9 protein-coding genes are annotated in these 16685 nt (G+C 40.2%); 5 read left to right on the forward strand and 4 right to left on the reverse strand.

All coding sequences use genetic code 11. From position 1 onward, the window contains the following. Positions 1–46 precede the first annotated feature (46 nt). Positions 47–1510, reverse strand: coding sequence for an aminoacyl-histidine dipeptidase (locus DCS32_RS01320; RefSeq protein ID WP_108876648.1), 1464 nt, complete (start codon positions 1508–1510; stop codon positions 47–49). A gap of 43 nt (positions 1511–1553) precedes the next feature. Further along, a complete protein-coding gene (locus DCS32_RS01325; RefSeq protein ID WP_204161793.1) occupies positions 1554–2276 on the reverse strand; it encodes a CDP-alcohol phosphatidyltransferase family protein in 723 nt (240 codons plus the stop codon). A gap of 123 nt (positions 2277–2399) precedes the next feature. Here DCS32_RS01325 and DCS32_RS01330 point away from each other — a divergent pair, with 123 nt between their 5' ends. Next, positions 2400–3467: a PorV/PorQ family protein gene (locus DCS32_RS01330; RefSeq protein WP_108876649.1), complete on the forward strand. Its 1068-nt coding sequence runs from the start codon at positions 2400–2402 to the stop codon at positions 3465–3467. Positions 3468–3772: 305 nt separating this feature from the next. Here DCS32_RS01330 and DCS32_RS01335 read toward each other — a convergent pair whose 3' ends face one another. Together DCS32_RS01335 and folP are read right to left on the reverse strand one after the other, a co-directional pair. Next, complete coding sequence (locus tag DCS32_RS01335) at positions 3773–10918, reverse strand: T9SS type B sorting domain-containing protein (protein WP_108876650.1); 7146 nt, start codon at positions 10916–10918, stop codon at positions 3773–3775. A gap of 135 nt (positions 10919–11053) precedes the next feature. Further along, positions 11054–11878: a dihydropteroate synthase gene (folP, locus tag DCS32_RS01340; RefSeq protein WP_108876651.1), complete on the reverse strand. Its 825-nt coding sequence runs from the start codon at positions 11876–11878 to the stop codon at positions 11054–11056. A gap of 292 nt (positions 11879–12170) precedes the next feature. Here folP and DCS32_RS01345 point away from each other — a divergent pair, with 292 nt between their 5' ends. The 4 genes from DCS32_RS01345 to tpiA all read left to right on the forward strand — a co-directional run bounded on the left by DCS32_RS01345 (position 12171) and on the right by tpiA (position 16602). After that, a complete protein-coding gene (locus DCS32_RS01345; protein ID WP_108876652.1) occupies positions 12171–12710 on the forward strand; it encodes a DUF1599 domain-containing protein in 540 nt (179 codons plus the stop codon). A gap of 76 nt (positions 12711–12786) precedes the next feature. After that, the gene (locus tag DCS32_RS01350) at positions 12787–14535 is read left to right on the forward strand and encodes a BT_3928 family protein (protein ID WP_108876653.1); all 1749 of its coding nucleotides are present in this window, start codon (positions 12787–12789) and stop codon (positions 14533–14535) included. Next, positions 14532–15608, forward strand: a complete 1077-nt coding sequence (locus DCS32_RS01355; RefSeq protein WP_108876654.1) for an ABC transporter permease — start codon at positions 14532–14534, stop codon at positions 15606–15608. Before DCS32_RS01350 ends, DCS32_RS01355 begins: the two co-directional genes overlap by 4 nt. 241 nt (positions 15609–15849) lie before the next feature. Further along, positions 15850–16602, forward strand: a complete 753-nt coding sequence (tpiA, locus tag DCS32_RS01360) for a triose-phosphate isomerase (protein WP_108876655.1) — start codon at positions 15850–15852, stop codon at positions 16600–16602. Positions 16603–16685 lie beyond the last annotated feature (83 nt).

The raw sequence follows: 16685 nt of genomic DNA on the forward strand, positions 1-16685 counted from the left end.
TGGCTAGCTTTTTTTTTATCTTATACTTTCAAGAAGTAATCAGCTGTTAAGCTACTGGTATATCTTTTAATATTTCTATTACAAAATCCCAGTACTTTTGAGCACTAGAGATGCTTGCTCTTTCATCTGGAGAATGCGCTCCCTTAATAGTAGGTCCAAAGGAAATCATATCCATCTCAGGATAATTCTGACCTAAGATACCACATTCAAGTCCTGCGTGACAAGCCGCTACATGTGGATTCTCATTATTGATCTCTTTATATTTTGCTTCTAGCACCTTTAAGATAGGACTCGCCATGTTAGGAGCCCATCCTGGATAATCACCAGAAAGTACTACGTCAAAGTTTGCAAGTTCAAACGTAGCTGTAATAGCATTTGCGAGATCATCCTTTGTGCTATCTACAGATGAGCGTGTAAGACAACCTATTTTTATAGATCCATCTTTTACAATCACTCTAGCTATATTATTAGAAGTTTCCACTAGATTTTCTATCTCTGGGCTCATTCTATACACCCCATTATGAGCAGCACTTATCGCTTTAATAAGCTCTTGTTGAGCTTCCATGTTCATTACATTATCAGGGAGATCTGTTTTCTCTGCGGTAATACTAAGGTTTTCTTCTAGCGAATTGTACTCTACTTGAATAGCACTTGCCACATCCTGAAAATCTGCTTCAAAAGCTGCCAGTTGATTCTCATCTACTGCAATGATAGCTACGCTTTCTCTTGGGATTGCATTTCTCAAGCTACCACCATCAATGCTTGAAATACGTATATCAAAATTTTCTGATGCACTGCGCAATAAGCGGTTCATCATTTTATTTGCATTACCAAGTCCCTTAATGATATCCATTCCAGAGTGACCTCCATTAAGTCCATTTACACTAACTTTATAAGCTACAAGACCATCATCTATTCCTTCTTCTGGGTAATTGCGAGTAGCTGTGATATCTACACCACCTGCACAACCTACACCTATCTCGTCATCTTCTTCTGTATCTAGATTAAGTAAGATGTCACCTTTAAGAATTCCTCCTTTAAGACCCATCGCCCCAGTCATCCCAGTTTCTTCATCTATAGTAAATAAAGCTTCTATAGCTGGATGCTCTATGGTAGTACTTTCAAGTACTGCCATTATTGTCGCCACTCCAAGACCGTTATCTGCTCCTAGTGTCGTTCCTTTTGCACGTACCCAGTCACCATCTACATACATCTCGATACCCTGATTGTCAAAATCAAACTCGGTGTCATTATTTTTCTGATGTACCATGTCAAGATGCGACTGCATCACAATCATTTTCTTGTTCTCATGACCAGCAGTGGCAGGTTTTCTTATGATTACATTACCTACTTCGTCTTCTATCGTTTCTAAACCTAAGTTTTTACCAAAGTCTTTCATAAACGCAATGACGCGCTCCTCCTTTTTTGAAGGACGAGGCACAGCATTAAGATCTGCAAATTTATTCCAGAGCGCCTTTGGGGCTAGATTTCTTATTTCTTGATTATCCATTTTCTATGTTTTACACAAAGATAATGGCTACATATCTGAAAGACTACGCTTGCTCTTTAAAAACAATAGAAAGAAGGATGTACAGAATGATGATGATAGGTATTCCTAAAAACTGGAAAAACACAAGCAGTAATACGCTTGCAAGTAAAAAGAGGTAACGCACTTTATTTCCTGCAAAAGACCAGTTTTTAAATTTTAAAGCAAATAATGGAAGTTCTGCATTGAGCATAAAACAACTTAATGCGGTAAGTACTATAAGGACGTATGGATTTTCTAATAACGCTTTCGCGAAAGCGTACTCTTCAAACATTAATATAAGAGGTAAGCTTAGTATAAACAAGGTATTTGCAGGAGTTGGAAGTCCTATAAACGAGTTAGTCTGGCGGTCATCTACATTAAACTTTGCAAGTCTATATGCCGAAGCCATCGTTATTGCAAAACCTATGTAACCCAAGTGAAAGTGCTGCTCTTCTAATGCCGCTCCCCAAGGAATACCGCTAGCATCTTCTAGCAGTTGATACATAACTACTCCTGGCACAACGCCACTAGTAACCATATCTGCAAGGGAATCTAATTGTAATCCCACCTCACTTGAAGCATTAAGAATTCGTGCAAAAAAGCCGTCAAAAAAATCAAAGAAAATACCAAGAGCTACAAATATCGCGGCAAGCTCTAGACGATCATTTACAGCAAAAACTACCGCAACACAACCGCTTAACAGATTACCCATTGTGATTGCATTAGGAACGTAACTCTTTATAGACATTGTTTAATTTTTAGTAAAAGTATGGAAGAATTTTCGACTAATATAGGCTTGTGCAATATCTAGCTCGTTTTATTGTTTACAATGTGTACTAAAAGTGGGATATTTGCCCCATAAATCCTGCTATTGAAAAAATCACTATCTATACTATTTCTACTCATTTCAGTTACTGCTGTGTCACAAACGGTACGTAAATATTCGAATGAATTTTTAAATATTGGTGTAGATGCTGCCGCTCTTGGTATGAGTAATGCCGTTGTTGCAGGTACAAGTGATGTAAATGCAGGCTATTGGAATCCTGCAGGTTTAGTCAATCTAGAAGATAATCAGATCTCATTAATGCACGCCTCCTATTTTGCAAATATTGCAAATTATGATTACATCGCTTTTGCAAAACCTCTTGATGATAGAAGCGCCATTGGTATTTCTGTAATACGTTTTGGCGTTGATGATATTTTAAATACTACCCAACTCATTGACGATCAAGGAAATATAGATTACAATCGTATCAGTCTATTTTCTACAGCAGATTATGCTTTTACGGTCTCGTATGCAAGAGCATTACCGCTAGATGGTTTGAATCTAGGTGTGAATGCAAAAGTGGTACGTCGTGTGATAGGTGATTTTGCAAACAGCTGGGGTTTTGGCCTTGATGTAGGGTTACAGTGGAAAAAAGGAGACTGGGATTTTGGAGTTATGGCTCGTGACATCACCACTACAGTAAACGCGTGGAGTATTGACGAAGATGAGTTTGCTACCATAAGCGATGCCGTCGAAGGTCAAAATCAAGATTTACCAGAAAGTACAGAAATCACCATCCCTAAACTTCAAGTAGGATTCGGTCGCCAGTGGATTTTTCATTACGATTACTCCTTACGTGCAGAGCTAGATATGAATTTTAGATTTGCTCAAACTAATGATATAATATCATCGTCTGCCGTAAGTGCAACACCTGCCTTAGGGCTTGAGTTTGGCTATGCAGAACTTGTTTATGTGAGAGCTGGCGTTGGTAATTTCCAAGAATTAACTGCTCTTGATGACTCCACGTCCATAGGTTTTCAACCTAATATAGGTGTAGGATTCAAGTACAAAGGGATCCATGTGGATTATGCACTTACAGATATAGGTGACCAAAGCGCTGCTATTTATTCTAACGTGTTTTCTGTAAAGTTAGATTGGGAGCTTTTTAGATAGCTTTTTCCTCTCCCTCAGGGCGTGCCCCTATCCTTCTTCCATTTCATTCTTGAAGTCTAGTGACCGGGCTATACGTTCATACGCTTCGTGATGCTCCGCTATCGCTACACAACACTGCAGGGTAACCACTACTATCCCTCACGCAAAAAAAAATAGACGGTATCCAAGAATTACATAGAGCTAAAGCTTGTTTAAACGCTAAGATTGCTTAGCAGATAACTGATTATTTCTATCCTAAATATCAATAGACAAAAAAGCCCCCAGTAACACATACTGAGGGCTTCTGTAATCAATGTATGCTTTCCTTATCTCTTCAACGTGAAGTGTCCGTTTACGGTTCTTTGTGTTCCTAGCCCGTCTACTTCTGTAAACTCTACGCGAAACCAGTAATCACTTGATGGCATAGGTTGTCCATTAAAAGTGCCGTCCCATCCAGCACCTACTGGGCTGATTTGCTTTAAGAGTTTTCCGTATCTATCAAAGATGAAAATCTTTGCATTTAAGTTTGGTGCCACTCCCAGTCCTATAATATTCCATGTGTCGTGGAAACCATCTGCGTTTGGTGTAAAGAATCTTGGGTAGTCAATTATCCCTATCTCTACTTCTGATACGCTACAGTTACCACTGGCCAGTCTCCCAAAAACAGTGTGTGTTCCTGGAGTTACTCCTGTAAAGGTAGTACTGCTCTGGAAAGGTCCATCATCTATGGCAAACTCATATATTGAAGCTGCATCTGCTCCAGTAATATTAATGACTTCTACTGTGTATAATCCGCTATTATTAAAAGAAGATTCTACTACGACCGCTTCAAAAACAGGTGCGCTCTCTGCGCTATACACCGCTTCTGCTACATAATCGCAGCTTGTACCATCTCCATAAGTAGCGGTAATCATCACTTGATAGGTGCCTGCTGCATCAATGGTCACCTCAGGATTTAGTGACACCAACGCGCCATCACGTGTCCAAGCATAACTATAAGTCACCCCAATCTGCGGACTCTCCACCGTACCATCAACGGTAAATGGATTAAGCGCTTCGCCTGTAATCTCATCTACACAAATCTGTCCGCCTTCATTAGTTAAATTGGTGTATGGTAACGGTTGTACAAATATCTCAAAATCTACTACCGTGCTACTCTCACAGCCACTTGCAGTGTTTACCGCTCTAGCATAAATCACCTGCGGATTCGTTGTGTTTTCAAAAGCACTAGGAGTTGTAATCGCATTTGTCATCGCCTGCGCATCTGCAAGGCTAGTATAATAACTTACGGAAGTAGCGGCTACGTTTCCAGTGATAACAGCGTTTTGCTGAGTAAGATCAAAAGTTGCCGTACTCTGCTCTGGTGCGATATTTACTCCAAAATCGTCTGCACATTGCACAATATTATCCGCTGGGAATACCTCTGGGCGTGACTCTACCGTAAAGATGATGCTGGTAAAATTCACGCATCCCGTGGTCGCATTTTCTATACGCACAAATAATTCTTGATTATCTGCCACCGTGTATGGCGAGCTAAGCGCTGCTGCATTTGCTGCCGCTTGCACCTCTAGTTCATGGTAAGTGATAATAAAATCACTGGTTACCTGCGGCGCAGCAAGTAATCCAGCCAAATCTGCGAGGGTCGTAAGATCTACACTTCCCATCGAGTCATCACCATCAAATTCTTCACAGAAGGTATAATCTACCGGTCCAGCTTCAGCTAAGATCGGTAGCGGATTTACCACTACTTCAAAAGGAACGACTACAAAACATAGATTTCCGTCGCTATCGAAGTCACTGTTTCCTGGCACATCACGTTCTACTCTTGCGTATAATGTTTGGTTGCCAGTCACCGTATTGATAAACGCGGTCACATCTGCAATAGCGAGCGTGGTGTCTTCTGGGTTCGCTTCCGCGAAAGCGAGCTCTGTATACACCGTTACATTCACCGGTTCTGCTCCCGCAATCTGCGCGATAGCAGCTGTTAAATCAAATACTTCAAAACCATCTGTTGCCGAACCTGAACCTGCATCAATCACTCCGTCACCATCAGTGTCAATATCTGTGGTAGTATCACACACTTCTAGCGCATTTGGATTGGTATTTGGCGTTGGCAGTGGTAATACTTCAATATTAAAGGTCGTTCCATCACTACATCCTGCTGGGCTTGATACTACTGCCTGGATGGTCTGAGGATTTAAAACATTTGTGTACGCCGAAGGATCTGTAATAGGAGTTCCTGCGTTTAATGCAGCAATACTTTCATAATACGTCACCGTAAGCAGCGGATCACCACCAGTGAGACTCGCTTGGTTTACAGTTAAATCAAACACCGTAAAGGTGTCTGTATCATCATCACAAATCATGAGATCTAGATCGTCACCATTCGGGTTTGCCGTAGGTGGTGTCTCTACCGATATCTCAAAGGAACCGATGGCTGCACATATATTTGGAGAGCCGTCACTTACTTGCAAGCGTACCCAGATAATCTCAAGAGGTGTTATCTGTGTTGCTGTATAAGCGGTAGGGTTTACAATCGCATTGATTCCTAAATCAGCATCTGCTTGTGTATTATGGTAAGTAATGACAAGGGTTGCTGGATCTTGCGTTCCTATAATCGCAGCCTCATTTTGGGTAAGGTCAATAACCTCCATTAAATCATTGTTATCATCACAAGCAGCAAGGGTTGCTAACGTTGCTGGAAGCTCAGGAATAGGGAATACAATAAGTTCAAACTCATAGATCTTCGTACAACTTGTAGCTGTGGTAGCATCCGTATCTTGTGCAACTACATACAGCGAAGTCATCCCTGAAATGTTATTATAAGGAACCGTAATATCTATCTGACCTGCTCCTGTATCTGCCGTTGCATTATCTAAAGTCTCATAAAAACGTAAGTCTATATTTGTTACTGTTGCTAGTAAGTCGTCATTATACTGCTGCAAGTCAAAAGCTCCAAAGCCATCATTATCTTCATCACAAGCAACTGCTGCTGGTAAAGGCTCTCCAATTACTGGCAGCGGATTCACCTGAAGGTCTACCGTAGTTTGAGCACCACACATTCCTGCTTGATCACTCGTGACTAAGATAAAAATAGTCTGCGGACTTAATCCACTATTCACATAAGCTGTTGGAGTGGTAATAGCACTTGCTAAACCAGCATCTAAGTCTGCTTGTGATTCATAATAGCTAACACTTAAAGTGATATCTCCTCCAGTGATTAAAGTATCAAGGCTCGTTAAATCAAAACTTGTAATCCCATCAGTATCGGTGCCTACCAGTGCTCCTTCGCTATCACACTCCTCAAAAACTCCAGGAGGTGTGATTGCTGGAATCATCGCTATATTTAGATTGAAAGTGCCAACGACCGTACATCCTGTAGTTGTATTTTCTAGACGCACCCAGATTGGCGTGGTTGGTGCACTTGCTAAGTAATTCAGCGGATCTGCAACTGGCATATCACTTGCGCTTCCTACCATCGCTTCTACGCTAGCCAGGGTTTCATGATACGTTAAAGTAACATCAGCAGTAGTTTGTGTTCCTAGAACAATTGCATCATTTTGAGTAAGATTAAAAAGCGCTTGCCCATCTTCATTATCATCACAAGAAGTTAAATCTGGGATTACTGCAGGTAACACAGGTGCTGGTTGTACGATAAGTGCTAGTTCGATGACACGGTAACACTGAGTAGCTGTTGCCGGGTCCGTATCGGTTGCTCGTACATATATTATTCTAGATGCTGTTTCATAAGCCGCCGGTGTTGCTATCGATGGACTTCCCAGTTCCGCGGAAGCGAGTGTCTCATGAAAAGTGAGTGACATAAACGTCTCTCCATTAATAATATCTGTAGTTACTTGACCTGTTAAATCAAATACCGCATCTCCATCATTATCTGTATCACCATCGTTTGCCATGGTATCACATTCTTCTACCGCTGCAATGGTGGTAGGTGATGGTAATGGGTTTACTACTAGGGTGAGCGTGATAGTTTCAAAACAACTAGTTACGATATTCTCTACTCTAGCAAAGATGGTTTGGTTAGCCATTACAGTGTTTTGATATACATCTGGAAGTGCTGGCGCACCTGCATCGGCATCGCCTTGGGTAAGGTGATAACTCACTGCCCAGTCATCATTACCGCCAGTAATCTCATCATCACGGCTACGCAAATCAAAACTTGCAAACTCATCGGTATCACTACCGCTCTCTAGATCATCACAAAGCTCATACTCGGCAGGTTGCACTGGAGTAGGAAGCGGATTTACAACAAGAGAAAGTGGCGCTATATTACTACAAAAAGTAACCGTGGTCGTTGGTTGTGCCGTATCTGTTACCACTGCAAAAACGGTTGCCGTGTTGCTGGTGTACGCGGTAGGAGCTGCGATAGCAGGCGTTCCATTTTCCGCGGAAGCGAGAGAAGAAAACCACTCCACGCTGTGAGTTGCAGGGTCTAAACTTCCTAAAATATTTACTACCTGTGTACTTAAATCAAAAATCTGTAGTCCGTCGCTATTATCATCACAAATCGTAAAAGGAGTTGGGTTTTCATTAGGCATCGGAGTATTAAGTACTCTTAAGGTAAATGGTGTTGTGTCATAACAACCTATCGCATTAAATACACGAGCAAAAACTATTTGCTCAAAAGGGTCGTTGTTGATATACATTGCTGCGTCGAGTTCTTGACCTACAGGCGCATTATCTGCATCTGCTTGGGTGAGATAGTAAGCAACACTTAAACTAGTGTCGCCACCAGTAATTTCGGTATCTCTAGAAGAGAGTACAAAAAAGTCAAACACACCATCATTATCATCATCACAAGCCTCATAGTCGGCTGGAGTGACAGCCACAGGCACTGGGAAGCTACGAATGCTCATACTCGTCGTTGAAAAGCAACCTGTTGTATTATCAGTTACGCGTACTTCTACAATCTGAGGATTGCTTGTGGTAGTAAACATCGTGCTATCTGGAATACTTGCATCGCCAGTAATAGCGCCAGCAGCATCCAAGTGATAGGTCACTGTAAGATTTGCATTAAAACCACTGGTGATTTCGGCGTCTTTTTGAGAAAGATCAACCGTTGTAAATCCATCTACTACACCGTCATCATCACACACTTGAAGTTCTGATGGCGTAATAGCCACAGGATTCTGATTTACGATAATCTCAAAATTCATTGCAGTATCAAAGGTCGTACACGTGCTGCTCGTACTTCTTAAGCTATAAAAAATAGTCTGCGGGTTACTACTATTTGAAAAAGATGCAGGACTTGCAATCGCCACAGGAGGCGTAGCCGTATAAGCTGCAATGCTCTCATAAAAAGTAACTTCTAAATCTGCGTCTCCACCAGTGATCTCCGCTACATGCTGCGTTAAATCAAAAGTAGCAGCATTGACTACAGCAGAACAAGTTTCAATACTACTGATGCTTGGTAGGAATGTTGGATTGGGGTTTACTGTGAGTCTCACATGCTCACCAAGACCTACACATCCATTATCTGTATCTGCCTCTACACGAACCCAAATATCTTGAACACCACCAGCATTAGTAAATAAAGGATTGTTGCTATAAGCAGCAATATCGATAATAGGATTAATCTCAGATAAGGCTTCTTGTTCTGTCTCGTAATAAGCCACAGATACTACTTGTGGTGAGAAAAATGTTTCTATCGTAGCGGTAGCTCCAGAGAAATCAAATACAGCAATACCATCACTATCGGTATCACACTCAATCTCATCTACAAAGAGTGTTCCTGTTGGAATTTGAGAAGCACTCACAATCACGTTAATAACGCCTTCTCGTGAACATCCATCTAGATTTGTAACTGTTACAGCAATAGCTTCTGTAAAAGGAGAACCACTATTAACATAAGCCGTTGGATCAGTTATAGGTGAACCAGAAGCGTCTACATAAGTAAACGTCTCGTTAGCCGAATTTGTACTCAACTCGCTCTGTGACTGCGTTAAGTTTAAAGTTGTAACACCATTTGTATCATCATCACACTGACGTAAAATTACTGGTGTGGTAAGGACTGGAAGGGCATTTACTCTAAGATTAACAGGTGTTATTGAGAAACAACCAGTAAATGCAGTGTTTTCAACTCTTGCAAAAATAGTATCATTATTAGGGCTCGACGTATTTGTATATGCTGCAGGAAGTGGATTTGCATTACTAGATGCTTCCGGTCCGTTTACATGATAACTCACTTCAAACTGCACTGGATCTAAGCCATTTAAAACTTCGTCATCTAATGTAGAAAGATTGAAGGTAGCCACCCCATTGGTATCATCGCCATCTATATTATCATCACAAATCTCATAGGTAGCCGGCATTGTTGCAACAGGCAATGCAACAACCTCAATATTAAATGAGCTAGTACTTGAACACGTAGGCAAGCCATTGTTTTCTACACGAATAAAAATCTCATCACTTACAGAATTGTATGTTGTCGTGCCCGCTAAAGCTCCCGCTCCTGTATCTGCGTCTGCTTGACTCAAATGGAAAGAAACAGAAAACGCTGTCGCACTCTGTCCATTTAAAACATCTGGAATTTGAGCGTCTAGATTAAAACTTGCAAAACCATCTGCATCTGTATCACACTCAAAAATATCATCTGGTGCTGTTGCTGCTGGTACTGTAAAAAATGTAACAACGACCTCGTCTGTTCCTGTGTCTCCAGCAGTATCTGTGATTGTTACTTGATACTCACCACTAGTAGTCACATCAAGCATCGCTGTAGTAACTTGAGCCCCACCACCATCTAAAACAGGCATAAAACCTGCTCCAGTATCTACAGCCCATGCATAACCAGCTGCTTCTGCACTCGTAGCATCTAGTGTTACTGTTGTTCCTTCACAAGCATCTTGATCTGCTCCTAGTGAAGCATTTACTATAGAACAATCTGTGCTCCCGGCACCTGCTGGATCTGAGGTATTAGTCTGCTCAATAAAAATCTCTGCTTGTTGACCAGAAAAGTTGGTCACCATAAAAACGTAAATATCACCCTCTTGTGCATTCGAAATTACTGGAGTCTCTATAGCTGATGCAGAAAAACTGCAATCTTCAATATTTGCCGCAGTTAACTGATTGAATACATCAGTGTCAGGAAAAGGTCCCCAAATAATAAAATCCACATCAAGGCCTGTCCCTGTTGGAGTTCCGTCATCATCTATTGCTGTATTCTGGGTGATTTGAAATTCTAAATCCCCTGCTTGATCAATTTGCAAGAAATACCAAGTAGGAAAAGGTTGACTACCTAAACAACCATAATTGGGACCTGCCTGTCCTGACGTAGTACAGTTTGAATCTGTACTACCTGCAAAACAAGCGTCAAATGGTGTCGCAAAAACAGGGTCATTGGTACAAAATGGAACTGCATCTTGAAACGTCGAACCTCCTGCGGATGTCTGCGCAAAAAGCGACGTATTTATAAAAGAAAAAGCTATTAGAATTAAAGCTAAACGTAGGATTCTCATTATAGAATTATTTAAGGAGTGAAAAATAGCGTTTTTTTGCTAAAATCCTGTTAACAGAGACTCGTTTTGTTAAGAACTATTGACAATAAAAATCCCAATTAGCAATGTCAATACCAGCAAAATAAAGAAGCTTAACTACAAGGAACATGCTTGACAAAGAGTTACCACTTCCATAGCCTCTTTTACGTCATGAACTCTTAATATATGAGCGCCTTTATTAATCGCGATTGTATTTAATACCGTGGTCCCATTAAGTGCCTTATCTGGTGATGTTTCAAGGGTCTTATAAATCATAGATTTGCGGGAAACTCCTGCAAGAATAGGGAGGCCTAACTGTTTAAAGATTGCCAACTTATTAAGTAACTCAAAACTATGGCTAGCTGTTTTTGCAAATCCAAATCCTGGATCTACAATAACGTCATTTATCTTATGAGACCTTGCCGCAGCAACGCGCTCACTAAAGTAATGCAGCACCTCTTTCGTTATATTCTCATAGACCGCAAGTTCCTTCATAGTCTGAGGAGTGCCTCGCATATGCATCATTATATAAGGAACACCCAGCTCCCCTACTGTGGACATCATTTCTTGATCTAACTGCCCAGCACTTATATCATTAATTATAGCTGCTCCTGCTGCTATTGCTTTTCTTGCTACGCTTGCGCGAAAGGTGTCTACAGAGATTATAATCTCAGGAAATAATGTAATCAGTTGTTCTATCACTGGAATCAATCTTAGCTCCTCCTCCTCTACCGAAATATCAACAGCTCCTGGTCGAGAACTGTAAGCTCCTACGTCAATAAATGTGGCGCCATCATCAAGCATTGTTCTTACTTGATCAATAGCAGCTTCCATATTTTTATACCTACCACCATCATAAAAACTATCTGGAGTAAGGTTTAGTATTCCCATCACCTTGGGCTTTGAGAGATCTATTAGCGTTCCTTTACAGTTTATTTTCATGGATGATTATTTATAAATACTTGGCTTTTATTCATTGATAGTTTGACTTCTTTAGCAGCTACTTTTAATCACACACCACCCCTACTCCATAGCCCCGATTGTAGTGAAAATCCCACAGCTGGCTGGTGCAACCGCCGCGAGGAATTGCAACAGAAAGCGGGATACTGCTTCAAAAATACACCATAAACGCTGTGCTTCAAAAGGATAATAGGGAGCATTATTTTCTAAGGCGCATCTCATTTCTTATATTGAAGATTTTAACCGAAATTTACCAAAAATCAAACAACACAGCATGCCTGACACTTCTGCCCAATATGATGCGGTAATCACACAATGTAGAGACCTTTTTATTAAAAAAATGAAAGACTATGGGAGTGCATGGCGCATATTGAGGCTTCCTTCTCTCACCGATCAAATTTTTATAAAAGCACAGCGCATACGCGGTTTACAGCAAAACGATGTGCAAAAAGTGGATGAAGGGCAGCAATCTGAATTTATAGGGATCATAAATTACTGTGCAATGGCGCTGGTGAATCTTGAGCGCGGCGTGGTAGAGCAACCAGACATGCAACTTGAGGAGGCCACTCGCGCCTACGATGAGAAAATAAAAATCACAAAACAGTTAATGATGGATAAAAATCACGACTATGGAGAAGCATGGCGTGATATGCGAGTGAGCAGTCTTACAGATTTGATTCTCCAGAAATTATTACGTGTGAAGCAAATAGAAGATAACAAGGGAAAAACGCTGGTTTCTGAAGGTATTGATGCAAACTATCAAGACATGATTAATTATGCTGTTTTTGCAATGATTCACTTAGGTGAAGCATAAGAATTAGTATTTATGAATAAAAGTTACGCTTTCGCGAAAACGTAACTAATACACCTCCAGTACTACTGGATTATATATGAAACTACTTACACACATAGCTCGCTTTATTGTAGGAGCACTTTTTATCTTTAGCGGATTTATAAAGCTTAACGATCCTCTCGGGTTTTCTTATAAGCTACAAGAATATTTTAGCGCAGAGGTATTAGGTCTTGAATTCTTATCACCTTACGCCCTACTAATTTCCATCATACTTGTGGTGGTTGAAGTGTTATTAGGAATTGCCTTGCTGGTAGGTTACCGTAAAAAAATCACGCTGTGGCTACTGTTTGCAATGATTGCATTTTTTACATTTCTCACCTTCTACTCGGCTTATTTTAATAAGGTGACAGATTGTGGATGTTTTGGTGATGCCATTCCGTTAGTACCGTGGGAGTCTTTTGCAAAGGATGTGATTTTATTAGTTCTTATCGTTTTCTTGATGTTTAATCAGAAATATATACGTCCCCTTTTCGGAAAACTGGTTAATACCTCAATTGTCTTTGTATCATTTTTAGCATGTATGTTCTTTGGTATGCATGTACTCGAGCACCTGCCATGGTTAGATTTTAGAGCTTACAAAGTAGGCTCAAACATAGCTGAAGGAATGAAAATTCCGGAAGGCGCACCAGAAGCTACGTTTGAATACCAATGGAAATTTAATATTGATGGTAAAGAAGAAGTAATTACCACAGAAGGTGGCTACCCACAGGTAGACGGAGAGTTTGTCTCATACGAGGTCGTACAGACAGCCGAAGGCTATGAGCCACCTGTACATGATTTTACAATAGAACGCGGAGAAGAAAACTATACTACAGAATTTCTAGAGAAAGAAAATCTAGTTGTAATCGTTGCTTATAATCTGACTAATACGGAGCGAGAAGGTTACTATAATATAAGAACTATTGCAGAAGATGCTATTAGGAAAGGATATAACGTCATAGGTCTAAGTTCCTCGTCGCAAGATGTGACAGATGAGTTTGTACAAGATTTCAAACTTCCTTTTAAATTCTACTTTACAGATGAAACGGTTTTAAAAACTATTGTGCGCGCAAATCCTGGGATTGTGAGTCTTCACAAAGGAACTATTTTACAAAAGCTTCATTATAATGACGCGCAAGACTTGCGCTTACAAACTTTAGAAAACAGTAAGCCAAACCTTGATTTTACTCTTAAATATGAGCTAGACAGTATCGCCATTCTAGATCAAAAGTACAGAAGGATGATGTACTTGCAAGATGGAGAAGAAAAGAATACCGAAGCTAAAAAGCTAGGCGTAGCTCCAGAGGAATTTCAAAATTTTATCTGGAAGCAACAAGAATTACTAGATAGTATTAATCTTGAGCGTATAGAATATACCATAAAAACGAAAGGATATCCAGGGAAGAGTATCGTGGGCGAACCTACAAATACTGCTGCTTGGTATGTAATCCAGCATAATCCCGATAAAATCCCAACCTACATAGATACCATCAAAAAAGCTGGAAAAGATGGAGAATTACCATACACGCTGGTTGCTATGATGGAAGACCGCTTACTTATGGGTAATGGTGAACCTCAAATTTACGGTACCCAAGGAGCAACATATCCAAACATGGCCAATTTTATATGGCCTATAGCAGATCCGCAAGATGTAAATGAAAGACGTGCTGCAGCTGGGTTTCCTCAAACTATTGAGCAATATGGAAAAGACCTCTTTGGGCAAGACTTTGAATACAAAGAAATAACTCTGGACGAAGCGCTTGCTGCAAAACAGCAAATGCTCCAAGGTAATGCTGCATCAAATTGATAAAATACCTATTATATAAATTAGGTTATGCGCTGCTCACATTGTGGGGAGTAGTCACCGTCATTTTTTTCTTATTTACGGTACTTCCTGGAGATCCTGCTCGTATGATGCTAGATCAAAATGAAGATCCAGAACAGCTAGCAAAAGTGCGTGCAAAATATGGATTTGACAAACCTATAAGTACGCAGTACGCGTACTACTTAAACGACCTTTCTTTACTTTCTCTACACGCTAATGATGAGCAAAACTACACCTCTCTTGCTTCTGGCAAGTACAGCGCAACTCCATTATTTAAAGTAGGCAATAGCATGCTCGCTATTAAATACCCATACCTTAGAGAGAGCTTTCAAAAGACAGGAAAACCCGTTACACAAGTAATTGCCGAAACGTTACCCAACACGATTGTTCTTGCTGTAAGCGCTATTGTGATTGCCATATGTATTGGTGTTTTTTTAGGTATTATTTCTGCTCAAATGCGTGACACTTGGGTTGACAAAACCATACAGATTGTAAGTACATTAGGAATGAGTGTTCCTAGTTTTTTTAGCGCTATTCTCTTTGCTTGGCTCTTTGGTTATGCCCTTCATAAATACACCAATCTCAATATGACAGGTAGCTTGTATGAGATGGATGATTTTGGTGAGCATGTGCACATCCAGTGGAAAAATTTGATTTTACCAGCACTTGTTTTAGGTATACGTCCGCTTGCCGTTGTAATTCAATTAATGCGCAACTCGCTTCTTGAGGTTTACAATCAAGAATATATAAGAACTGCAAAAGCTAAGGGGCTCACCACCTACCAGATTATAAAAAATCACGCACTTAAAAATGCATTAAATCCTGTGGTAACTGCAGTGTCTGGATGGTTTGCTTCTATGCTCGCAGGCGCCGTGTTTGTAGAATATATTTTCGGGTGGAATGGCTTAGGTAAAGAAATAGTAGATGCGCTCAACACACTCGATTTACCTATTATCATGGGTGCGGTGCTTATAATCGCTACACTCTTTGTAATCATTAATATTCTTGTAGATTTTATCTACGGCTGGCTAGATCCAAAAATTAGGCTACGATAAATTGCATAGTTCTTACGAAAACGTAATCGTGAAAACTGGGTTAAATCAGAACTAAACCTCTTTTTCTCTTAGTATATTTGATTTTTAAGGAATTCGCTTTCGCGAAAGCGAAACACAAAAAAGTAAAACACATACGCCTTTTCAAAACCATATGTAATGCTACACTGGTTTATATAATTGGGGCTTCTGGAATTAACTACTAACGAGATCTCTTTGTATTAAGAGATAAAAACGAACTATAATGAGAAAAAACATCGTCGCTGGAAACTGGAAAATGAATAATGACCTAGGTGCTACAGCAACCTTAATCACTGCACTCAAACAAAAGAAGAATGAAGGAAATGCAGAGGTTATTATTGCTCCTACATTTGTAAATCTTTACAATGCTTTTGATAGTCTTTCTGACACTAACATCACTGTTGCTGCGCAAAACATGCATCAAGCAGAGAGTGGTGCTTTTACTGGAGAGATTTCGGCGGGTATGCTCAAAGGGATTGGTGTAGACACTGTGATTTTAGGACATAGTGAACGCCGTGCTTATTTTCACGAAAGTGATGAATTACTAGCTCAAAAAGTAGACAGCGCTCTTAAAAATGACATGAGAATTATATTCTGTTTTGGTGAAGAACTAGAAGACCGTAAGGCTGGAAAAGAAGAAAATGTGGTGGGTAGCCAACTCAAAAATGCATTATTTCACTTAGATGCTAGCGCGTGGTCAAATATTGTTCTTGCTTATGAGCCTGTATGGGCAATAGGAACTGGAGAAACAGCATCACCAGAGCAAGCACAAGACATGCACGCCTTCATAAGAAAAACTGTTGCCGAAAAATATAATAGTGACGTAGCAGAAAATGTATCAATCCTTTACGGAGGATCTGTAAAGCCTGCTAATGCTAAAGAAATTTTTGGGAAACCAGATGTAGATGGTGGACTCATAGGTGGAGCTGCACTTAAAGCAGATGACTTTTTTGATATTGTAAATGCATTTGCATAGTCTCAAATAATTTAAGAATTGACAATGCGCTTCCATCTCTGGAAGCGCATTTTTATTTTATATCAATTGGTATTAGTACATTA

Origin of the sequence: Dokdonia sp. Dokd-P16 (genome assembly GCF_003095655.1) — a bacterium.
GTDB lineage: Bacteria > Bacteroidota > Bacteroidia > Flavobacteriales > Flavobacteriaceae > Dokdonia.